The 20871-nt window shown below is 65.6% G+C and carries 17 protein-coding genes; 13 read left to right on the forward strand and 4 right to left on the reverse strand.

The annotated features are described in order from the left end of the window. Positions 1-129 precede the first annotated feature (129 nt). Both EKL94_RS10375 and EKL94_RS10380 read left to right on the forward strand, forming a co-directional pair. The gene (locus tag EKL94_RS10375; RefSeq protein WP_126929026.1) at positions 130-522 is read left to right on the forward strand and encodes a DoxX family protein; all 393 of its coding nucleotides are present in this window, start codon (positions 130-132) and stop codon (positions 520-522) included. Further along, on the forward strand, positions 519-2042 hold the full coding sequence (locus tag EKL94_RS10380) for an FAD-binding oxidoreductase (RefSeq protein WP_126929027.1): 1524 nt from the start codon (positions 519-521) through the stop codon (positions 2040-2042). Before EKL94_RS10375 ends, EKL94_RS10380 begins: the two co-directional genes overlap by 4 nt. Here the strand turns inward: EKL94_RS10380 and gcvA are convergent. Continuing rightward, positions 2017-2961 carry a transcriptional regulator GcvA gene (gene gcvA, locus EKL94_RS10385; protein WP_126929028.1) on the reverse strand — a complete coding sequence of 315 codons (945 nt, stop codon included), beginning with the start codon at positions 2959-2961 and terminating at the stop codon, positions 2017-2019. The two genes, EKL94_RS10380 and gcvA, sit on opposite strands and share 26 nt — an antisense overlap. Positions 2962-3087: 126 nt before the next feature. Between gcvA and EKL94_RS10390 the strand changes: the two genes are divergently transcribed. Further along, on the forward strand, positions 3088-3861 hold the full coding sequence (locus EKL94_RS10390; RefSeq protein WP_126929029.1) for an SDR family NAD(P)-dependent oxidoreductase: 774 nt from the start codon (positions 3088-3090) through the stop codon (positions 3859-3861). A gap of 43 nt (positions 3862-3904) precedes the next feature. On the opposite strand, the gene EKL94_RS10395 is transcribed toward EKL94_RS10390, so the two are convergent. Continuing rightward, positions 3905-4843, reverse strand: a complete 939-nt coding sequence (locus EKL94_RS10395; RefSeq protein WP_126929030.1) for a LysR substrate-binding domain-containing protein — start codon at positions 4841-4843, stop codon at positions 3905-3907. Between the two features lie 110 nt (positions 4844-4953). On the opposite strand from EKL94_RS10395, the gene gtdA reads away from it, so the two are divergent. The 5 genes from gtdA to EKL94_RS10420 all read left to right on the forward strand — a co-directional run bounded on the left by gtdA (position 4954) and on the right by EKL94_RS10420 (position 9901). Then, the gene (gtdA, locus tag EKL94_RS10400) at positions 4954-6006 is read left to right on the forward strand and encodes a gentisate 1,2-dioxygenase (protein ID WP_126929031.1); all 1053 of its coding nucleotides are present in this window, start codon (positions 4954-4956) and stop codon (positions 6004-6006) included. Between the two features lie 65 nt (positions 6007-6071). After that, complete coding sequence (locus EKL94_RS10405) at positions 6072-6773, forward strand: fumarylacetoacetate hydrolase family protein (protein ID WP_126929032.1); 702 nt, start codon at positions 6072-6074, stop codon at positions 6771-6773. A gap of 81 nt (positions 6774-6854) precedes the next feature. Further along, positions 6855-8228 carry an MFS transporter gene (locus EKL94_RS10410; protein WP_126929033.1) on the forward strand — a complete coding sequence of 458 codons (1374 nt, stop codon included), beginning with the start codon at positions 6855-6857 and terminating at the stop codon, positions 8226-8228. A gap of 21 nt (positions 8229-8249) precedes the next feature. Further along, positions 8250-8891 (forward strand): maleylacetoacetate isomerase, encoded by a 642-nt coding sequence (gene maiA / locus EKL94_RS10415; RefSeq protein WP_126929034.1) that lies wholly within the window; start codon positions 8250-8252, stop codon positions 8889-8891. A gap of 68 nt (positions 8892-8959) precedes the next feature. Then, positions 8960-9901, forward strand: a complete 942-nt coding sequence (locus EKL94_RS10420; RefSeq protein ID WP_221767982.1) for a SphA family protein — start codon at positions 8960-8962, stop codon at positions 9899-9901. Positions 9902-9917: 16 nt separating this feature from the next. On the opposite strand, the gene EKL94_RS10425 is transcribed toward EKL94_RS10420, so the two are convergent. Further along, positions 9918-10661 carry a FadR/GntR family transcriptional regulator gene (locus EKL94_RS10425; protein ID WP_005409753.1) on the reverse strand — a complete coding sequence of 248 codons (744 nt, stop codon included), beginning with the start codon at positions 10659-10661 and terminating at the stop codon, positions 9918-9920. Positions 10662-10763: 102 nt separating this feature from the next. After that, positions 10764-13655, reverse strand: coding sequence for a TonB-dependent receptor (locus EKL94_RS10430; protein WP_126929035.1), 2892 nt, complete (start codon positions 13653-13655; stop codon positions 10764-10766). Positions 13656-13896: 241 nt separating this feature from the next. On the opposite strand from EKL94_RS10430, the gene EKL94_RS10435 reads away from it, so the two are divergent. Genes EKL94_RS10435 through EKL94_RS10455 form a run of 5 tightly spaced genes read left to right on the forward strand, consistent with a single transcriptional unit; the run spans position 13897 to position 20871 of the window. Further along, the gene (locus EKL94_RS10435; RefSeq protein ID WP_126929036.1) at positions 13897-15336 is read left to right on the forward strand and encodes a polysaccharide lyase 6 family protein; all 1440 of its coding nucleotides are present in this window, start codon (positions 13897-13899) and stop codon (positions 15334-15336) included. Next, the gene (locus EKL94_RS10440; RefSeq protein ID WP_126929037.1) at positions 15333-17561 is read left to right on the forward strand and encodes an oligoalginate lyase; all 2229 of its coding nucleotides are present in this window, start codon (positions 15333-15335) and stop codon (positions 17559-17561) included. Before EKL94_RS10435 ends, EKL94_RS10440 begins: the two co-directional genes overlap by 4 nt. Then, positions 17558-18862: an MFS transporter gene (locus EKL94_RS10445; protein ID WP_126929038.1), complete on the forward strand. Its 1305-nt coding sequence runs from the start codon at positions 17558-17560 to the stop codon at positions 18860-18862. Before EKL94_RS10440 ends, EKL94_RS10445 begins: the two co-directional genes overlap by 4 nt. 47 nt (positions 18863-18909) lie before the next feature. After that, the gene (locus EKL94_RS10450; protein WP_126929039.1) at positions 18910-19662 is read left to right on the forward strand and encodes an SDR family NAD(P)-dependent oxidoreductase; all 753 of its coding nucleotides are present in this window, start codon (positions 18910-18912) and stop codon (positions 19660-19662) included. Between the two features lie 21 nt (positions 19663-19683). After that, positions 19684-20871: a GDSL-type esterase/lipase family protein gene (locus tag EKL94_RS10455; protein ID WP_126929040.1), complete on the forward strand. Its 1188-nt coding sequence runs from the start codon at positions 19684-19686 to the stop codon at positions 20869-20871.

Genomic DNA, 20871 nt, shown 5'->3' on the forward strand with positions numbered 1-20871 from the left:
CCTACCCTTGTTACTTCGCTTTGGTTTTTTTTTAAAGACACTACTGACACCTTTCAATCTTAAGACGTGCTTTTTTGTTTCCAGATCAGCACCGCATACGGGGTAGGACTCCGTTTCGTGGGCCCGGACATGTGTATCAGGGACAGGCTCGGGCGACTTCTCCTCTCGGCTATCTTCCTGGTCAGCGGCATCGGCAAGCTCGCCGATGCGTCCGGGACCATCGGTTACATCGCATCAAGCGGCCTTCCCCTGCCACAGCTGGCCTACGTGGCAGCGCTGGCCGTGGAGCTTGGCGGTGCCCTGCTGCTGGTGCTCGGCTATCAGGCACGTTCCGTGGCGTTGTTGATGGCACTTTTCGCGCTGGCCACCGCGATCGGATTCCACGCCAACATCAGTGACCAGAACCAGCTGTTCCACTTCCTGAAGAACCTGGCGATGGCCGGCGGCCTGCTGCAGGTCTGCGCATTCGGCGCCGGCGCGTTCAGCCTGGATGCCCGACGCAACGCAGGAGCCGCGTCATGAAGGACACCTGCGAGGATTCAACCACGCCGGAAAGTCCCGGCCGTCGTCACCTGCTCGAGGGCGGTCTGTACGCCGCGGCAGCAACCGTGCTGGGGGCTGGCCTGAGCACCGCAACCGTCGGTCGCGCCGCTGCGGCGCTGCCCGCTCCCCAGACAGGAGGTCCCATGTCACCCGACGCCCTTCAGGCCCTGTCGCTGTTGCTCCCCGGCGCGGTGTTCGCGCAAGGCAGCAAGGCATACGACAGCAGCCGCAGCACCTGGAATGGAACGATCGAGCAGTCTCCTGCCGCGGTGGTGCAGGCGCGCTCCAGGCAAGACATCATCGCCGCGGTCACGTTCGCCAGCGCACACAACCTGGGTATCGCGATCAAGGCGACCGGGCATGGCGCCCTGAAGGCCGCCGGCAACGATGCGATCCTGATTGATACCTCGCGCATGAAGCGACTGGTGGTCGACGCAGAACGCCGCACGGCCACCTTCGAGCCTGGCGTGGTGGCCATCGAGTTCCTGCGTGCTGCCCAGGCGCACGGACTGGCCGCACCGACGGCTGTTTCACCCTTCGTTGGAATGACCGGCTACACGCTTTCTGGCGGTTATGGCGACCTGCCGCGGGTATTCGGCCTGGGTTCGGACAATCTGATTTCGGCCGAGGTCGTACTCGCGGACGGCAGCACCCTGCGCGTCAGTGAGACCGACAATCCAGACCTGTTCTGGGCAATGCGCGGTGGCGGCGGCAATTTCGCGGTGGTCACGTCGATGACGGTGCGTCTGCACCCGGTCAAGCAGGTGTTGTCCGGTGTACTCACCTACGACATCGAAGATGCACGTCGCCTGGTTTCGAGCCTGCGCAGGTGGGATGACACGATTCCAGACAACATGACCATGGCGCTGAGCTTCTTCGCAACGTCCGTTACCGGCACGCCGCGCCCGGTGGTCACGCTCGCCCTGGTCTATTTTGGCAATCCCGAACAAGGGCAGCCGCTCGTCGATGCGCTGGTGGCTGACGTCAAGCCCATCAGCAACACGGTCAAGGCGCAGAGCTATCTCTCGTACTTCGAGAATGACGTCAAGGACCCGGGCTATGGCTTCCGGAACTACTGGCATGGCGTACTGATCGACGAACTGACCGACCCGGTGGTCGACATCCTGCGCTCTACCGTCGAACAACCGGATTCGATGATGATGCTGTTGTTCAGCTACTACCGCGGCGGTGCGTGGAGTCGCCTCGACGAAGGCACGACGGCGGTATCGCATCGCAATGCCAGTTGGCTGCTGAACGGCCGTGCCTTCTTCAAGGGTGATGCCGCCACCGTGGCCAGGGCGCAGGCGCAGGTGTCCGGCCTGGCAAGGCAGCTGGCGCCCTACAACAGTGGCGTGCCTTTCACCTACGTCGAGTACGAGGGTCCGTCGCGACTTCCGGACGTGTACGGCGAAGCGAAACTGGCGCGACTGCGGGAGATCAAGCGCCGCTACGACCCGTCGAACCTGCTGCGCTTCAACGCGAATATTGCGCCTGCGTGAGGCCCCCCGTGGCCCGTGCTTCGGCCTGCAGCCAGTCACGGAACTGCATCACCTTCGGCAGCGAAGCGCAGGCCGGCCGGTACACGATGTAGTACGCCAGCGCCGCGGCAACGGCGATCTGCGGAAACAGCCGTACCAGCCGGCCTGCTGCCAGGTCGTCCCGCGCCATCACGCTGCGCGCCAATGCCACACCCCTGCCTTCGATGGCGGCCTGCAGTACGGCTGCGGAGTTGTTGACCTGCAGGCCGCGGGTAGGGTCCACATTGCCGGCGCCCGCACGGTGCAGCCACTCGCTCCAGCCCATGAAGCCGGCACGACTGTCCACCGACAGATCGTGGATCAACGGCTGTCCTTCCAGCTGCGACGGGTGGTCCAGCGGCCCATGCGTGCCAAGCCAGGCACTCGCGCAGACCGGAAATACCTCCTCCTCCATCAGCCTGTCCGCCGTCAGCCCCGGCCACTGGCCGTGGCCATAGCGCACGCCGATATCGATGCCGTCACGCTCGAAATCCACCAGGTTCAGGCCAGTGTGCAGTCCCACATCGATATCCGGCCAATCGTTCTGGAAGTGTTCCAGCCGTGGCAACAACCACTTGGAGGCGAACGCTGGACTGGTGCTCACCGTCAGCAACCCGCCATTGGCATCTTCCTGAAGCCGCGAAAGGCCACGGGTCAGCCGATCCAGTCCTGCGCGGATGTCCGGCAGCGCACGTTCTGTGGCGTCGGTCGGGATCAGCCGACGGGCACCGCTCTTCTCCCGCGTGAACAGCTCCACGCCCAGCACGTCCTCCAGCGACCGGACAAGCTGGCCTATCGCAGCCGGGGTCACGTGCAGTTCCGCTGCTGCGGCACTGAAGCTCTGATGCCTTGCCGCGGCCTCGAGCGCACGCAGCGCGGTGAAGTTCAGATGTGCCTTCATCAGCAAGATGGTTTTTCTTTGCGTCCGGCCAAGAATAAAGCATTTGAGAGGCACGCCGCGGGGGCGGAGGATCGGCCTCCTCTCCCCGGCCGGCGATCATCGGCCACGCATACGAAGGCACTCCAGATGAACGACATCTTCAAAGGCAACAAGGTTCTGGTCATCGGCGGCACCAGCGGCATCGGCCTGGCATCGGCACGCAAGGTCCTGCAGGGCGGTGGCCGGGCCGTCATCGTCGGCCAGCGCGCCGACAAGACCGAGCGGGCACGGGCCGAACTTGCACAGTTCGGACCGGTTGCAGCGCTGTGCGGCAACCTCGCCACCGACGACGGCCTGGACAGCCTGATGGCGGGCATCGCCAGCGCGCACCCGGATGTGGATCTGCTGGTGAATGCCGCCGGCATGTTCGTGCCCAAGGCGTTCCTGCACCACAGTGCCGACGACTATGAGCAGTACATGCGCTTGAACAAGGCGTTCTTCTTCATGACCCAGCAGGTGGCGGCGAGCATGATTGCGAATGATCGCCCCGGTGCCATCGTCAACATCGGTTCGATGTGGGCACGCCAGGCCATCGCGGCCACGCCGTCGTCCGCGTACTCGATGGCCAAGGCGGGACTCCACGCCCTCACCCAGCATCTGGCCATGGAACTGGCGGGAAACAGCATCCGCGTCAACGCCGTATCCCCGGCCGTCGTGCAGACACCGATCTACGAAGCGTTCATCCCCAGCGAAGACGTGCAGAGCGTGCTGGAGGGATTCAACGCCTTCCATCCGATTGGCCGCGTCGGCACCGCGCAGGACGTGGCCGAGGTGATCGCGTTCCTGCTGTCGGACAAGGCGTCATGGGTGACGGGCGCGATCTGGGACGTGGATGGCGGCGTAATGGCCGGTCGCCCCTGAGCAAGTGCAGGCCGGGCGTCGGCGCCCGGCCTCTGCAACCTGTCTACCCTGCTTCGCGGATCTGGCGTGCGGCCTCCCGGAGGCTTTCGATCAACCCCGCGATGGCAGGGTCGCTCGTCGTCGCTTCGCGCCAGTACATGCCCAGCGCACCTGCAGTGCCCATCGACAACGGCAGCCGCGCCATCTGCTTCAGGCGAACGAAATGGTCGGCCACGTGCGCCGATACCGCAAGCAGCAGATCGCTGTCGCGCAGCAGCGAGATGCTGGCCAGCATCGACGAAGACTCCACCGTGCACGGCGGTGGCGCCAGGCCGATTTCCGCCAGGCTGGATTCAAGATTGCTGCGGATTGGAGTGCCTGTCGGCCAGACGATCCATGGATATCCGAAAGCCTGCTGCCAGGTGGGTGCTCGTTTACGCGTCAACGGATGCCCCGGACGTGCGACCAGCACGATCGGCTCCACATACAGCAGCTCGTACTGAAGGCCGGGAGGCGGGCTGCTGCTCCCAAGGCGGCCGACGGCCACGTCCACCTGTACCCGCTCCAGCTGTACCAACAGTTCGTCCATCGGACCTTCGCGCAGGCCGATCTGGATGTCCGGCTGCAGCCGCATGTAGCGCACGATCGCATCGGGCACCAGGTTGAATGTCGCCGCCGGCGACGTCGCCAGCATGACCCGGCGCAATCCTCCGTGGCGTACGGCTTCCACATCCTCTTCCGCACGCTGCATGGCGTTGAGGACCCGACGCGCGTACAGCAGCACCAGATGCCCGGCGCGTGTCGGGCTGATGCCACGCGCGTGGCGCTCGAACAGCGGCGTGCCGACGTCATCTTCCAGTTCACGCAGCCATTTGGACAGGCCGGGCTGCGTGGTGTGCGCCGTGCGGGCGGCTTCGGACAGGCTGCCGGTCTGCTCCAGCAACAGCAGCCACTGCAGATGCCGCATATGCAGGCGGCGCGACCAGTCGAGCAACTCGGGCATGTGAATTCCTGTATGGATCAATACGCAAATATCATTTTCGCATTGTAGGTCAACCTCCTAGTCTTGGTGTCGATGGCACCGCTCCGGGTGCCGGCAGGACGGAGTTTCCGATGCATTCGATCTCTTCCCTCGACGCACGCACCGCGTTCAACCAGGACATCGCCGCGGACCGCCTGGTGCCGCTGTGGGACCAGCTGCACTCGCTGGTGCCCCGCGAGCCCGCCAGGACCATCCAGGCAGCACTGTGGCGCTACCGCGAACTGCGCCCGCACCTGATGCGCGCCGGGCGATTGTTGACCGCCGCCGAAGCGGTGCGACGGGTACTGGTGATGGAGAATCCGGCGATCCCCGGCCGGGCATCGATCACCCAGAGCCTGTATGCGGGCCTTCAGCTGATTCTGCCGGGCGAGGTTGCGCCCAGCCATCGCCATACGCAGTCGGCCTTGCGCCTGGTGATCGAGGGCCGCTCTGCCCACACCGTGGTCGATGGCGAGCGCATTCCGATGGCGCCGGGTGACTTCATCATCACGCCTTCGTGGACCTGGCACGACCACGGCAATCACCAGGAAGGCGAAGGCGGAGAGCCGGTGGTCTGGCTGGATGGACTGGATATTCCCCTGCTCGGCTTCCTTGGGGCCCAGTTCGCCGAAGAACACGCCAGTGAAGAGCAGCCGCTGACACAGGCCGACGGCAGCAGCCTGGCCCGCTATGGATCGGGCCTGTTGCCGGTCCGCCACCGCGTCCGCTCACCGGTGTCCCCCCTGTCGCACTACCCCTATGAGCGTACCCGGGAGGCCCTGCATGCGCTGCTGCGCAACGGCGAGCTTGATCCCTGGGACGGCATCAAGCTGCGTTACGCCAATCCCGCGACCGGGGGCTGGGCCATGCCCTCCATTGCCACCTGCATGCAGCTGCTGCCGGGCGGCTTCCAGGGCCGAACCTGGCGCAGTACCGATGCCACGGTGTACTCGGTGGTGGAAGGCCGCGGTGACGCCATCATCGGCGGCCAGCGATTCGCCTTCGAGCCGAAGGACACCTTCGTGGTGCCGTCGTGGGCTGGCCTCTCATTGCATGCCAGCGAAGACGCGACACTGTTCAGTTTCTCGGACCGACCGCTGCACGAGGCCCTGGGCCTGCTGCGCGAATCACGTGAGCCGGTCTGAGGCATCGACCATCCACGGCTACCGGTTTCCGATCCCCTTCCCTTTCTGTACCAGGAGTGGCGTCAATGTCCTATCTGTTCCCACCTGCGCCGGTGGTTGGCGTACCGATCGTCGGCAGCGCTGACCGCTTCCCTGTCCGTCGCGTGTACTGCGTCGGGCGCAACTATGCCGCCCATGCACGCGAAATGGGCTTCGACCCGGACCGCGAGCCCCCGTTCTTCTTCTGCAAGCCCGCTGATGCTGTGATTCCGGTACAGGACGGTGAAGAGCTGCTGCTTCCGTATCCCCGCGAGACCCATAACTACCACTACGAGATCGAACTGGTGGCCGCGATCGGCACCGGCGGTTCGGATATCCCCGTGGAAAATGCGTTGTCCCACGTATTCGGCTATGCCACGGGCCTCGATATGACCCGGCGCGACCTGCAGATGCAGATGCGCGAGATGGGGCGCCCCTGGGAAATCGGCAAGGCATTCGATCAATCGGCACCGATCGGGCCCTTGCATCCCGCTGCACACAGTGGGGCAATCACACAGGCCGAGCTCTGGCTGCAGGTCAACGGAGAAGACCGGCAGCGCAGCAGCACTGCCGCGCTGATCTGGTCGGTGGCCGAGACCGTCGCCTACCTCTCGCGCTTCTTCGCGCTGCAGCCGGGTGACTTGATCTTTACCGGCACTCCCGAAGGAGTGGGTGCCGTCGTTCCCGGCGACCTGATGGTCGGCGGCATCGCCGGCCTGGGCGAACTGAAGGTGCGCGTGGGCGCCTAGCCCAGGCTTGCCTGCGATGGCCCCGAACGGGGCCTGCTTCCACGTCACAGGGCTGCGCCGCGCGCGGCCAAGGGGAGGGTCATGTCCGCAATCCTGTACAAGGGCGCTGTCGACGTCCGCGCGTTCGTCGATGCGCAGAAGCTGAGTGGATTCCAGTGGCGGGTACTGGGACTGTGTTTCCTGGTGGTTGCACTGGATGGGTTCGACACCGCCGCCATCGGCTTCATCGCACCGGCATTGAGCCATGACTGGTCGTTGAGTCCGGGGCAGCTCAATCCGGTCCTGGTGGCCGCATTGGGTGGGCTGGCAGTGGGTGCGTTTGCCTGTGGGCCGCTTGCAGATCGCTTCGGCCGCAAGCGCATCCTGATGCTTTCAGTGCTGCTGTTCGGTGGATTCAGCCTGGCCTCGGCGTGGGCCGGTTCGGTAACCGAGCTGAGCGTGCTGCGCTTCCTCACGGGCCTTGGCCTGGGAGGCGCGATGCCACAGGCGGTGACGCTCACCTCCGAGTACTGTCCGCAGCGGCGTCGCTCGCTGCTGGTCACCACCATGTTCTGCGGCTTCACCCTGGGCTCGGCGCTGGGCGGGGTCGTCTCCGCGCATCTGCTGCCGCTGTACGGCTGGCGCTCCGTGCTGGCGCTGGGCGGCATCCTGCCCCTGCTCGTGTTGCCTGCACTGGCACTGTGGCTGCCCGAGTCCGCGCGGTTCCTGCTGCTCACACCCGGCAATGAAGCACGTGTGGCCCGCCTGTTGCGTGCGATCGCGCCGCTGCCGGCCGGGTGGACCGGTGGGTTCGTCGACGCCTCCGATCCCGTTTCCGCAGTGGGCGCCGATCGTTCGCCGCTGCGACGCCTGATCGCGCCGGAACTTCGGCAGGGAACCCTGCTGTTGTGGGGCGCGTTCTTCATGAGCCTGCTGATCATCTACCTGCTGACCAACTGGCTGCCTACGCTGATCAAGGGGACCGGCCTGAGCCTGAGCCAGGCAGCGCTGTTGACGGCCCTGTTCCAGGTAGGGGGCACGCTGGGTTCGATTCTGCTGGGCGCGGCGATGGATCGGGTCAACCCTTATCGTGTGCTGGCACTGGCGTACCTGGCTGGCGCACTGTGCATCGGCGCAATCGCGCGCTACTACACCGATTTCTGGTTGCTGGGTGCATTCGTGGCCGGCGTGGGCTTCTGCATCAGTGGCTCCCAGGTCGGGGCGAATGCACTCGCCGCGTCGTTCTACCCCACTGCCAGCCGGGCTACCGGTGTCTCATGGGCGCTCGGTGCAGGGCGCATCGGTTCCATCGTCGGTTCACTCAGCGGCGGCGCAATGCTCGGCCTGGGCTGGGGCATGCACGGCATCTTCAGCCTGCTGATGATTCCGGCGGCCCTCGCTGCGCTGCTGATCTTCTGCATGGGCCGACGCTACCGCCCTGGCGCCGCGCCTCCGGCAGCGGCTCCGGGGCACTGATTTCTCCGCTACGAGCCTGCCATGATCCTCTACAGCTTCTTCAACAGTTCCACCTCTTACCGGGTGCGGATCGCCCTTGCGCTGAAGGGACTTGCGCACGAACTCCGCACCGTCGACATCCGTGCAGGCGAACAGTACGCCGGGCCACACCGCACATTGAGCCCTGTGGGAGGCGTGCCGGTGCTGGTCACCGACGAGGGCGAGGTGATCACCCAGTCGCTGGCCATCCTCGACTATCTGGACCGCATTGCCCCGCAGGTTCCGCTGTACCCGGCCGATCCGGTCCAGCGTGCCCACGTGCTGGAGCTGGCGCTGCTGATTTCCTGCGACATCCACCCGCTCAACAACCTGCGTGCGCTGAAATACCTCGCCGATCCATTGGCGGTGGGCCCTGAGGCGCGTTCAGCGTGGTATGCGCACTGGATTGCGGAAGGGCTGGGCGCCGCCGAGGTACTGCTGCAACGCCGTGGATCGTCGACGTACTGCTTTGGTGATTCGCCTGGCGCAGCAGACTGCTGCCTTGTGCCGCAGGTGGCCAACGCATTGCGCATGGGGTGCGACCTGACGCCCTACCCACGCGTGCAGCAGATTCATGCGACCTGCCTTTCCCATCCCGCGTTCCAGGCCGCAGCGCCGGAGCGCCAACCCGACCATCGCCCATAAGCCTCGCCAGCCCTCGCTGCGTGCATCGGCTGGTGCCTCATCGTCCATGTGTTTCCGGGAGAGATCGCATGACCCTTCATTCTTATGCTGGCCGTTGCTGTACCACCCCTGTTGCGATGTGCCTGGCGACCCTGATGGGCACGTTGGCGACCATGCCGGCCCACGCGGCATTGCCCTCTGGCAATCTGGGCCTCACCTCGTTCAATGATGGCAAGTCAAAGCCAGGCGATCTGTTCCAGCAGTTCGTCAACGTCTACGAGGCAGACCGGTTCATGGATGCGCACGGTCGGCCGCGCCCGGTCGACAATGAGCTGCAGACGCTTGTGTTGGCGACCTTCGTCGGCCGCATCACCGAGCACAAGGTGTTCGGCGCCTGGTACGGGTATGAGGCGCTGCAGCCGATTGTTCTGGTGGATGCGGATTACACGCCTGCGGTGCGTGCCGGCAATGGGCTCGGCAACCTGAGTGTCAGCCCCGTGGTTCTGCAATGGCCCGAACAGACACTGTTCGGGCGGCCCTACTACCAGCGGTTGAACCTGCAGGTGCAGCTGCCGACGGGAAGCTATCGCCGTGACCGGGCCATCAACCCGAGCAGCAATGCATGGGCCTTCAATCCGCATTACGCGCTGACCTGGGAGTTTGCCGACAACTGGGAGCTCAGTTCACGCATCCACTATCTGTGGACAGGCCGCAATTCCGACCCGAACCCAGCGATCGCCGCCGACTACATCCAGCCCGGCCAGGCCCTGCATGCGAATGTGTCGGTATCGCGTGCCGTCGGGCAGCACTGGCGCCTTGGCGTATCCGGGTATGCGCTGAAGCAGATCAGCGCCGAACGCATCGATGGCAGGACACGCGCCGATTCGATGGAACGTGTCAGTGCGCTGGGGCCCGCTGTGCAGTTCGGCACCGGCAGGACCCGGATCATGTTCCACTACTACAAGGAGTTCGACGCCGCCAACCGCAGCGAGGGAGACCGCGTGCTGGTGCGCTGGTTCCAGCTGTTCTGATGGATCAGACCGCCTTTCAGATTCGCGTCGTGGCCATGAACCGTTCACGGTCCTGCTGCGTGCGGCGACGGATCTCCTCCAGCGCCTGGCTTTCGGTCGCCTGCAGCATGGCCTCGAACAGGCGCTGGAAGTGATGGCGCATCGCATTGCGCGCAGCCACCGGATCGCGCGCACGCAGGGCTTCGAAGATGGCCATGTGCTCGTCGGCACGGCTGGCGCCATCATCATGGCAGACCCGTGCATAGACCTCGGTCACCCGCGGCAGTTCGCTGCGCATGCGCCAGATCTGCTGCACGAAGAACTCCACCACCGGGTTACCGGAAAGCCGTGCGATGGCCAGGTGGAAACGGCGGTCGTACTCGCCGGCTTCCGCGTCGCTCAGGTCGCGACGGCACAGCGCTTCGGCCAGCGCCTGCAGCTCGGCAATGCCGGCATCATCCAGATTGCTTGCCGCCAGAGCGGCGGCCTCGGCCTCGAACACCGCGCGGGCGGCAGTGAGGTCGAAGGCACTGACATCCGGCAACCCACCCGGAGCCTGCGTCGGGCGCGGCTTCACATGCACGCCCGAACCGATGCGGATCGCGATCCAGCCCTGTGCTTCCAGTGCGATCTCGGCTTCGCGGATGGTGACGCGGCTGACACCGAACCGTTCGGCCAGTTCACGCTCGCCCGGCAGCCGCGAGCCCGGCGGAAATTCGCCGTCCTCGATCAGCTTGCGGAGCTTGGCAGCGATGGTCTGGTAAAGGCGGTTGGCGGACATGCGGCTGACCCTTGGCGATTCCTTCCGGGTCCTTGCCCTGCCACCGCGGCCGGCAAGGGTCCGGTTGGAGCGACGGCGCGACCACTGGCCGCGCCGCCCTGTTCAGAACTTGTATCGTACACCGAAATACGCACGCCGCCCGTAGGTAACCACTTCGCGGAAGTTCCCATAAAGCGGCTGGTAGGCCACGCGTGGCTCGTTGGTCAGGTTCATCAGCTCCAGCGACAGCGACAACTGCTTGTTCACCCGGTAGCGCAGGCGCAGGTCCACGCTGGTGTTGTCATCGTAGTAGCGGTTCTGCTGCGCGGTGTTGCCGGTGAAGTCCTGGTAGTAGTGCGAGCGGAACTTGCCGATGGCCTGGATGTTGAAGCGCCCGACGTCCCAGTAGATCGAGCCGGACAGCACGTGCCGCGAGAAACCACTCAGGCCAGCCGGCGGCACGATCGCCGGAATGATCGTGCCATCACTGGCCAGCTGCTCGCCCAGTCGCGAGTCCTGGGTCCGGTAGTCGGCATCGGCGTAGTTGTAACTGACCTTGAAGCCCAGTCCATCGAACGGCTTGGGCAGGTAGGACAGTCGATGGGTGGCGGTCAGCTCGAAGCCGGTCAGCGTGCTGTCCTCGTCGGTGGTTACCTGCTGGCGCACCGGCACGGTCACGCTCTGGCCGTCGATGGTGTAGGTCTCCGGCACCAGCGCAGTGGCGGTGCCGCCGTTGAACTGCTTCCAGTACACCGCGCCGGCCAGCATCGTGTCCGGGTTCGGGTACCACTCCAGTGACAGGTCGCCGTTCCAGGACATCAGCGGCTGCGCGGCGGGGTTGCCGCTGGCGCTGATGTCATCCAGCGCGTCGGCCAGATTGCCGTAGGTGGCATCACTGCTCACGTTGATGGTGCGCCCGGCGCCCAGCGCAGCGATGTCCGGCCGTGACATCGCGCGGTATGCACCGACCCGCAGCAACACGTCCGGGCGTAGTTCGAAGGCCGCGTTGAGGCTGGGCAGCAGCTTGTCGTTGCCCGCCTTGAACACCTGCGTGCTGTACTCGCCGGTGGGTTGCAGGCGGATCGTGCCGTCACCGTTGTCCTCGATGCGCAACCCGGTACGCACGCCTTCGGAGCGAACATCGGTCTTGACCCAGCGCAAGCCGAGGTTGCCGGTCACCGGCAAGCCGAACAGGTTGCTGCTGAACTCACCCATCAGATAGAGCGCGCGTGTCTTCTCGGTGATATCGACATTGTTCGGATCCTGGAAACCCGGATCCAACCCACTGTCGAGGCTGCCACGGAACGACTGGTACAGGCAGTTCGGATCGAAGTACGCCCACGAGGAGATCGTGTTGCCGCTGGCGGCATCCATGAAGTCATCCTGCGGGAACGGCGCGCGGCAGGCCTGGTTGGCGGCGATGATCTTCGCCTTGTCGGCCGCCACGCGCTGGTCGTAGTCGGTTACCAGGGTGTTGTCGCGCAGGCGGTAGTCAGCCTGGCTGGCACGCACGCCGCCCTTGATGCGGGTGAAGAAGCCGGACTCGGGCATGAAGCTGGCATCGAAGCGACCGGCCTTGATCCTGTGGTCGTTCTCCGTTGCGCTGGAGGTGACGCGCGCCGCGCCGGTGTAGGCGTCCCAGTTGTTGGGGTCGAAGTTCGGCGCCAGGGCAACACTGGGCACTTCGCCGTGCCAGTCCCAGTCATAGTCCACGTAGCCGGTGGCACCACTGCTGATGCCCGGCACGATGGCATTGTTGACGTCGCGCTGGTTGGCGCGCAGGCGGGTCATGCGCTCGCTGTCGAGGCGATTGGTGTGCGAGTACGAAAGATCGGTGGACAGTTCCCAGGCCGGGGTCGGTCGCAGGATCAGGTTCAGGCCACCCCCGGTGTATTCCTCGCCACGCCAGTAGCGGTTGGAAGTGGAGTCGATCGAGGTGCTGCCATGCAGGTGACGCACGATGCCCCCTGCGTCCACATCGCGCCGGGTGATGCCGCGGCGAGCGTTGGACAGGCTCAGATCGCTGCGGTTCTCGTACCAGTTGCGCTCGGTGTGTTCGAAGTCGAGGTTCACTTCGACCACATCGTTGGGCCGCCACTGCAATGCGGCGAACTCGCTCTGCCGGTCGTTGCGCTCCTGCTTGAGGCGGTAGATGCGGCTGCTTGGCACCAGGTAGTACGGCGCGCCGTTGGCGATGGCCTGCGCGGACACTTCATTGCAGTTGGCATTGCCCACGTTCTGCGTGCCATCGCAGGCATACCAGGTGGAACCACTGGTGATGCTCTCTTCCGGGTCGGTGCCATCCAGGCGCTGGAAGCCCAGCGAGATGCCCAGCTTCTGCCCGTTGCCGAACTCGAACTGGTCGATGTAGCTGGCGGTGCCGCGATAGCCGATGCCGTCGTCGTCGCGGTACTTCTTGTCATACTCGGCCCAGCTGCCACGCAGGTCCAGCTGCGCCGCACGCTTGCCGTACTCCAGTGGACGCACTGTTTCCAGGCCGATGGTGCCAGCCACGCCGCCTTCGATGATGTCGGCGCGCTGGGTCTTGTAGATGGCCACCGTATTGATCAGCTCGGCGGGAAACATGTTGAAGTTCACCGAGCGGTCGCCGCTGCCGTTGGTGATCTCGCGGCCATTGAAGTTGGTGCTGCTGAGGAAGGCGCCCAAGCCACGGATCGAGATCTCCGACGCACCGGTCTTGTCGCGGGTCGAGGCGGCGCCGGTCAGGGTCTCGATCGCGTCGGCCAGCGAGGGCGCCGGCAGGTCGCCGATGTCATCGGCCGAGAGCACGTCGGCAATGACCGTGTCGTCGCGCTTCTTGTTGATCGAACTCTGCATCGATTCGCGGATGCCGGTGACCTGCACCTGGTCCAGCGTGGTGGGATCCTGCCCTGCCGCGTCCTTGCTGGATTGCGCCTTGGCCGTGGGCAGGCCCGCCAGCACGGCGAGCAGCGCCACGATCAGGGGTGTGGGGGACAACGAGATGCTGTGCACTGCTCCGGCGGGTCGCCGCATGGTTTCCTCCTCCCAAAGGATCGCCTGCATGCCAGGCGTGGGACGCAGCTTCGGCACGGCGACATGAAAATGTCAACCAATTGGTATGCGAATGTTCAAATGCCTTTGATCCATACCAGTTGATCGCAATTTAATGTGCTCATGCAGCATGACTTTGCGCGAAAGCTGGCTTACAACAGACCCGAAAGTGGTATGCAGGCTCACCCTGAAACGACGGCCCGGCCGTCCCTGGAAGGATTTCATGCGCATTCACTCGCTGGCGCGTCACCCGTCCAACAACGCATCACTATTTTGCCTGACCACTGGTCTGGTCATGTGCCTGACCACTTCAGCGGCAAGTGCAGCCAGCTGGCTCGTCCACGATGTCGCGGAGTTCACTACCGCTGCCTCGGCGCTGCAGCCCGGCGATGAGATCGTGTTGGCTGACGGCACCTGGACCGACGCCCGGCTGCTGCTGAAGGGCCAGGGCACGGCAGACGCGCCGATCGTGCTGCGCGCGCAGACCGCCGGCAAAGTTGTCCTCAGCGGGCGCTCAGACCTGCGCCTGGCGGGGAGCTACCTGCAGGTGTCCAACCTGGTGTTCCGCAACGGCTATGCGCCGGGTGATGCGGTGGTGGCGTTCCGCGAGTCGAGCAAGGCCGTCGCCAGCAACAGTCGAGTCACCGGCCTGGTGATCGATGATTACACCAACCCCGATGCCAGCGACCAGGACTACTGGGTATCGCTGTATGGCAGCAACAACCGGTTGGATCACAGCCAGTTGCGCGGCAAGACCAACGCCGGGCCGACCGTGGTGGTGGTGCGCGATGCCACCCAGGGCCTGGACAACCAGCACCGTATCGACCACAACTGGTTCGGGCCGCGCCCGGCGCTGGGCGTCAACGGGGGCGAAACGATCCGCGTCGGCACCAGCGATAGCTCACTGAGCGATTCCAACAGCACGGTGGAGGACAACTGGTTCGAAGGCTGCGACGGCGAGACCGAGATCATCAGCAACAAGTCCGGTGGCAACACCTACCGTGGCAACGTGTTCTACCGCTCTGCCGGCGCACTCACGCTGCGCCATGGCAACGGGAACCGTGTGATCGACAACGTCTTCCTCGGCGATGACAAGGCCGGCACCGGCGGCGTACGCATCATCAACGCCGACCAGACCGTCAGCAACAACTACTTCGAGCGGCTGGCCGGGTCCAGCAACCGTTCGGCGTTGGCGGTGATGGATGCGCAGGCCAGTCCGCCGCTGTCCGGCTATGCGCCGGTGGTGAATGCCACGATCAGCCGTAATACCTTCGTGGACGTAGCGAAGATCAGTTTCGGCGTCGGCCACGATGAAGCCAAAGGCATCGTGGTCGCCGCCAGCAGCAGCCGCTTCACCGGCAACCTGATCGTCAACCGCAGCAGCAGGAACCCGCCAACTGCCGCCAGTTCGCTGGCCGGCATCGACTTCAGCGGCAACGTGCAGTCGCCGTCAGCCAGCACCGTGTTCCCGGGTGGCGTAGAAGGCCGTGGCGTCAGCCTGCAGCAGGCTGCCAGCGGATTGTGGGTGGCCACGCCTGCCCTGCCCGCCGTGGGCGCCGATCCTGCTCTGGCGATGACCGCGCGCGAGGCGACCGGCGTCGCCTGGTATCCCAAGGTGGGCGAAGTTGCCCCGTCACGCACCGGCAATGGAGTTGATCGATGAGGTTGCAGCCGCTGTTCGTTTCCCTGGCCCTGGCCGCCCCCTTCGCCCTGCTGCCGACCGCGTCGCTGTCCGCAGCGCCCGCAGCCGCCGCGCGGCAGGCCGACACCGCGCCGGTGCTGGTCACCGCTGCGCAGTGGCAGCAGATGGCCAGCGAAGGCCGCCGCTACCCGTGGTTCTCCAAGGAGCAGGCGCGCACCGAGGCAACACTGAAGAAGATGATGAAGGCCGGCATCGACGTGCCGGTGCCCAAGGACAAGGGCGGCGGGCGCACCCATGAACAGCACAAGCGCAACTACCAGGCACTGTTGGCGGCGGGCACGCTGTACCGGCTGACCGGCGACCGGGCCTACGTGGACTACGCGCGCGACATGCTGCTGCAGTACGCCAAGCTTTACCCCACGCTGGGCCCGCACCCGGAAGGCCGCGGCCAGATTCCCGGCCGCGTGTTCTGGCAGGTGCTCAACGATTCGGTGTGGCTGGTCAACGCCATCCAGGGCTACGACGCGATCCGTGACTCGCTGTCCGCCGAGGACCGCGACACCATCGAATCGAAGGTGTTCCGGCCGATGGCCGAGTTCCTCGTCAGCGAACCGAAGAACTACGACCAGATCCACAACCATGCCACCTGGGCGGTGGCCGCCACCGGCATGACCGGCTACGTGCTGCGCGACAAGGAACTGGTGGAGAAGTCCCTGCGCGGCAGCCAGAAAGATGACCGGTTCGGCTTCCTGCGGCAGATCGACCTGCTGTTCTCGCCCGATGGCTACTACGAGGAAGGCCCCTACTACCAGCGCTATGCGTTGGCGCCGTTCCTGCTGTTCGCCAACGCCATCGAGCGCAACGAGCCGCAGCGGAAGATCTTCGCGCGCCGTGACGGCGTGCTGTTGAAGGCCGTGGATGTGCTCGTGCAGACCAGCTACGACGGCCTGTTCTTCCCGATCAACGATGCGATCCTGGACAAGGGCATCGACACCGAAGAGCTGGTGGCCGGCATCGGCATCGCCTATGCGCGCACCGGTGATGACCGTCTGTTGTCGGTGGCCCAGCAGCAGAAACGCCTGCTGTTGTCACCCGAAGGCCTGCAGTTGGCGCAGGCGCTGGCCGCGGGCAAGGCCAGGCCCTTCGATTATCGACCGGTGCTGCTGCGCGATGGCCCCGACGGCGAACGCGGCGGCCTGGCGATCCTGCGCATGAACGGCGAACGCGGCCAGGCACTGGTACAGAAGGACACGATGCAGGGCATGGGCCATGGCCACTTCGACAAGCTCAACTGGCTGTTCTACGACAACGGCAATCCGGTAGTGACCGATTACGGTGCAGCACGCTTCCTCAACGTGGAAGCCAAGCGCGGTGGCATCTACCTGACCGAGAACCGCAGCTGGGCCAAGCAGACCGTGGCCCACAACACCCTGGTGGTGGACGAGCAGAGCCACTTCAAGGGCGACTGGAAGCGCGGCCAGGAGCATGCCCCGCAGGTGCGCTTCTTCCAGGCCGATGCCGATACCCAGATCGCCTCGGCAACGATGCGCGATGCCTATCCCGGCGTGGTGTTCACCCGTACCCAGGCGCTGCTGCGCCACCCCGAGATGGGCCTGCCGGTGGTGCTGGACCTGCTGCAGGTGCACGGCGACAAGGCCGCGCGCTACGACCTGCCGCTGCACTTCAACGGCCACATCGTCACCACCGGCTTCGAGGCCGAACACTTCCCCGCCCAGCGCCCGGTGCTGGGCAAGGACAACGGCTACCAGCACCTGTGGCTGGATGCACGCAGCAAACCCGGCAGCGAGCCGCGTTCGCTGGCCTGGCTGCTGGATGGACGCTTCTACACCTACCGCTTCGGCAGCAGTGCGCCGTCACAGGCGCTGCTGGTGGAAAGCGGCGCGAACGATCCGGAATTCAACCTGCGCCGCGAGCCCGCCCTGCTGCAGCGCGTGGAAGGCCAGAAGGACGTGACCTTCTTCAGCGTGCTGGAGCCGCATGGCGAGTACAACGGCACCGCCGAGTATGTGCACGGCGCAGACAGCCGCATCAGGGACATCGTGCGCAGCCGGGGCAGCGATGCCGAGGTGATCGAGCTGCGCCTGGCCAGTGGCGCGCGCATCGCCCTGGGCGTGGCCGACGACAGCAGCGCCAAGGGCGAGCACAGCGTGTCCGTCGAAGGCCACACTTACCGCTGGAACGGCAGCCATGCGCGCATCGACCGTAGCAATGGTGACGGCAAATGAACGGCCCTGCGGTGGTGGCCAACCTGCGCAAGGTGCCGGTGCGTTCAGCAGTGCGCTGGCTGATCGTGGGCCTGATTGCCGTGGCCACGGTCATCAACTACATCGACCGCAACGCACTGGCGGTGATGTGGCCGGAAATCGCCAAGGAAGTGGGCGCGACCAAGGATGACTACGCCCTGCTGGTAACGGTGTTCATGCTGTTCTACGCCGCCGGCCAGTTCCTGTTCGGGCGCCTGTTCGACATGATCGGCACGCGCCTGGGCTTCGCCCTGTCGATCAGCGTGTGGTCGATCTCCATCGCCCTGCACTCGATCACCCATTCGATGTTGTCCTTCAGCCTGGTGCGGGCGATGCTCGGCATCAGCGAAGCGGGTGCGTGGCCCGGCGCGGTCAAGGCCAATGCCGAGTGGTTCCCGGCGCGCGAGCGCGCGTTGGCGCAGGGCGTGTTCAACGCAGGCGCCTCGATCGGCGCGATCGTTTCCGCACCGGCCATCGCTGGCCTGTACCTGTGGCTGGGCTGGCGCGGCACCTTCGTGCTGGTCGGTGCCATCGGTTTCCTGTGGCTGCTGCCGTGGCTGTTTGTCTACCGCGCCGGGCCGGACAAGCACCCGTGGGTGAGCGATGCCGAGCGCCGGCTGATCCAGGAAGACCAGGCCGGGCAACAGGCGGTGGTGGCGCCGAAGGCCAGCGTTCGTGAGCTGCTGGCCCACCGGCAGAGCTGGGGCATGCTCGCCTGCCGCTTCCTGCTGGACCCGATCTGGTGGCTGTTCGTGTCCTGGCTGCCGATCTATCTGGCTGAAACCTTCGGCTTCGACATCAAGCAGATCGGCCTGTTCGCCTGGGTGCCGTTTGTCGGCGCGATGCTGGGCAGCCTCAGCGGCGGCTGGCTGTCCGGCCGGATGATCCGCGCCGGGCACAGCGTGGATCGCGCCCGCAAGCTGGCCATCACACTGGGCTGCGTGATCATGGCCCCTGCCCTGCTGGGTGCCGTGCTGGCCAACCAGCCGCTGCTGGCGGTGCTGGCGATCGCTGCGGTGCTGTTCGGCTTCCAGGTGGCCATCGGCAACATCCAGACCCTCCCCGGCGATCTGTTCGACGGCCGCTCGGTGGGCACGCTGGCGGGCCTGGGCGGCCTGGCGGCGGTTGCCGGCACCTTGATCACCACCTGGCTGGTGCCGGTGCTGACCCGCCACTCCTATGCCCCGATCTTCATCCTCGTTGCCGCGCTGGTGCCGCTGTCGCTGGCTGCGCTGTGGTGGTGGACCGGACCTATCCGGAAGCTCGACCGCCGCGGCGGTTGAGCCGGCATCTCTCTTTACATTCCCCCGCAAACCAAGGAGTTTCCCGCATGTCGTTCCAGGACAAGGTGGCCATTGTCACCGGCGGTGGCCGCGATATCGGCCGCGCCGTTTCGATCAAGCTGGCTGCCGCCGGTGCACGCGTCTGCATCAACTACGCCAATGATGAAACCAGCGCCCAGGAAACGCTGGCACAGATCCAGGCTGGCGGTGGCCAGGCCATCGTGCATCGCGCCGACGTCACCGATGCCATGGCCGTCGCCGGCCTGGTCGCTGCGGCACAGGCCGCGTTCGGCAAGCGCATCGACCTGCTGGTGAACGTGGCCGGTGGCATGGTGCAGCGCCGGCCGCTGGCCGACATCGACCCGGCGTTCTTCCACACCGTGATGGACCTGAATCTGACCTCGACCTACCTGACCACGCACGCGGTGGTGCCGCACATGCGCGAAGGCGCGGCCATCGTCAATTTCGCCTCGCAGGCAGGTCGTGATGGTGGCGGTCCGGGCGCATCGATCTACGCCACCGCCAAGGCGGCGGTGATGACCTTCACCCGTGCCATGGCCAAGGAGCTGGGGCCGAAAGGTATCCGGGTGAACGCACTGTGCTGCGGCATGATCGCCACCCGCTTCCACGACGAGTTCACCAAGCCGGAAGTGCGCACGGCTGTTGCCGGCGCCACCCCGCTGCGCCGCCAGGGCGCGCCGGACGAAGCCGCCGACGCTGCGGTGTTCCTGGCCTCGGATGCGGCGGCGTTCATCACCGGCGTGAATCTGGACGTCAACGGCGGCACCTACTTCTCCTGACACCTGACCGGACTCCTGCCCATGCAGCGCTGGACACTTCTGTTTTCATTGACGCTCTGCTCCGCCATGACGGCGCCCGCTGTGTGGGCCGCACCCGTGTGGGTCACCGCCTGGACGGCCGCGCCTGCGCCCGACCGCAAGGACGGAACGTCCGATGCGCCCGTACAGTTCGCCGCACAGACCGTGCGCCAGGACATGCGTATCGGCAGCCGTGGCGATGCGCTGCGGCTGCGCATCAGCAACGAGCTCGGCACGGCGCCCTTGCGGGTCGAGGACCTTCGCGTGGGAGTGAAGAACGGCAAGACCGCACCGCTGCCGGTAACGGTGGATGGCCGCGCGGTCATCGAGGTGCCGGTGGGTGCCGCGCTGCTGAGCGACCCGGTGCGGATGCCGGTGGCGGCGCTGCAGGAGATCAGCGTGAGTGCCTATTTCCCGCAGCCCGCCCGCCCCGCCGTGCGCCGCACCGAGCTGCGGGTGGCGGATGGCAGGCAGACAACCGTCGCCGACAGCGTGCGGCTGAGCTACCAGCAGAACGTGTTCTCGGCAGTGATGGTGCAGCGCGCAGATCGCCCTCAGGTGATCGTGGCGCTGGGCGATTCCATCACGGAAGGCGCCACCGCACGTCGCGGCACCTTCAACCAGTGGCCGGAGCGGTTGGCGCAGCGCCTGCAGCAGACCTGCCCGAACCGGTTCGTGGTGCTCAACCAGGGCATCAGCGGCAACAAGCTGCTTGACCATGGCCGTAGCCACAGCGCGCTGTCACGATTGGATCGCGATGTGATCGCGGTGGCCGACGCCGATCAGGTCATCCTGTTCGAGGGCATCAATGACATCCGCCACGGCGGTGGCGCGCAACCGCTGCCTGGCCGCAATGCCGCGGACATGCTGCTGGGCTATCAGCAGGTTGCGGCGCGGCTGCATGCACACGGCATACGCGCCTGGCTGGGTACGTTGACCCCATTCGGCGGTTCCGAGCGCTACGAGCCCGTGTCCGCAGCCACCCGCACCACGATCAACCAGTGGGCACGCGGCGGCAACAGCGGCTTCGATGGCATCATCGATTTTGATGCCGCGCTGCGTGACCCGAAGGCAGCCGAATCGTTGCCCAACGACATCACCCGCGACCATCTGCATCCCAACGACGAAGGCTACCGGCGCATGGCCGATGCCATCGATCTGCGCATGCTGGGCTGCACCGCCCCCGAGTGA

This window comes from Stenotrophomonas maltophilia (assembly GCF_003970865.1).
Lineage (GTDB): Bacteria > Pseudomonadota > Gammaproteobacteria > Xanthomonadales > Xanthomonadaceae > Stenotrophomonas > Stenotrophomonas maltophilia_AR.

Bases quoted from the DNA above. Each gene is read 5' to 3' on its own strand.
- EKL94_RS10375 (WP_126929026.1), top strand. From the start codon at position 130: ATGTGTATCAGGGACAGGCTCGGGCGACTTCTCCTCTCGGCTATCTTC.
- EKL94_RS10380 (WP_126929027.1), top strand. From the start codon at position 519: ATGAAGGACACCTGCGAGGATTCAACCACGCCGGAAAGTCCCGGCCGT.
- gcvA (WP_126929028.1), bottom strand. From the start codon at position 2,961: ATGAAGGCACATCTGAACTTCACCGCGCTGCGTGCGCTCGAGGCCGCG.
- EKL94_RS10390 (WP_126929029.1), top strand. From the start codon at position 3,088: ATGAACGACATCTTCAAAGGCAACAAGGTTCTGGTCATCGGCGGCACC.
- EKL94_RS10395 (WP_126929030.1), bottom strand. From the start codon at position 4,843: ATGCCCGAGTTGCTCGACTGGTCGCGCCGCCTGCATATGCGGCATCTG.
- gtdA (WP_126929031.1), top strand. From the start codon at position 4,954: ATGCATTCGATCTCTTCCCTCGACGCACGCACCGCGTTCAACCAGGAC.
- EKL94_RS10405 (WP_126929032.1), top strand. From the start codon at position 6,072: ATGTCCTATCTGTTCCCACCTGCGCCGGTGGTTGGCGTACCGATCGTC.
- EKL94_RS10410 (WP_126929033.1), top strand. From the start codon at position 6,855: ATGTCCGCAATCCTGTACAAGGGCGCTGTCGACGTCCGCGCGTTCGTC.
- maiA (WP_126929034.1), top strand. From the start codon at position 8,250: ATGATCCTCTACAGCTTCTTCAACAGTTCCACCTCTTACCGGGTGCGG.
- EKL94_RS10420 (WP_221767982.1), top strand. From the start codon at position 8,960: ATGACCCTTCATTCTTATGCTGGCCGTTGCTGTACCACCCCTGTTGCG.
- EKL94_RS10425 (WP_005409753.1), bottom strand. From the start codon at position 10,661: ATGTCCGCCAACCGCCTTTACCAGACCATCGCTGCCAAGCTCCGCAAG.
- EKL94_RS10430 (WP_126929035.1), bottom strand. From the start codon at position 13,655: ATGCGGCGACCCGCCGGAGCAGTGCACAGCATCTCGTTGTCCCCCACA.
- EKL94_RS10435 (WP_126929036.1), top strand. From the start codon at position 13,897: ATGCGCATTCACTCGCTGGCGCGTCACCCGTCCAACAACGCATCACTA.
- EKL94_RS10440 (WP_126929037.1), top strand. From the start codon at position 15,333: ATGAGGTTGCAGCCGCTGTTCGTTTCCCTGGCCCTGGCCGCCCCCTTC.
- EKL94_RS10445 (WP_126929038.1), top strand. From the start codon at position 17,558: ATGAACGGCCCTGCGGTGGTGGCCAACCTGCGCAAGGTGCCGGTGCGT.
- EKL94_RS10450 (WP_126929039.1), top strand. From the start codon at position 18,910: ATGTCGTTCCAGGACAAGGTGGCCATTGTCACCGGCGGTGGCCGCGAT.
- EKL94_RS10455 (WP_126929040.1), top strand. From the start codon at position 19,684: ATGCAGCGCTGGACACTTCTGTTTTCATTGACGCTCTGCTCCGCCATG.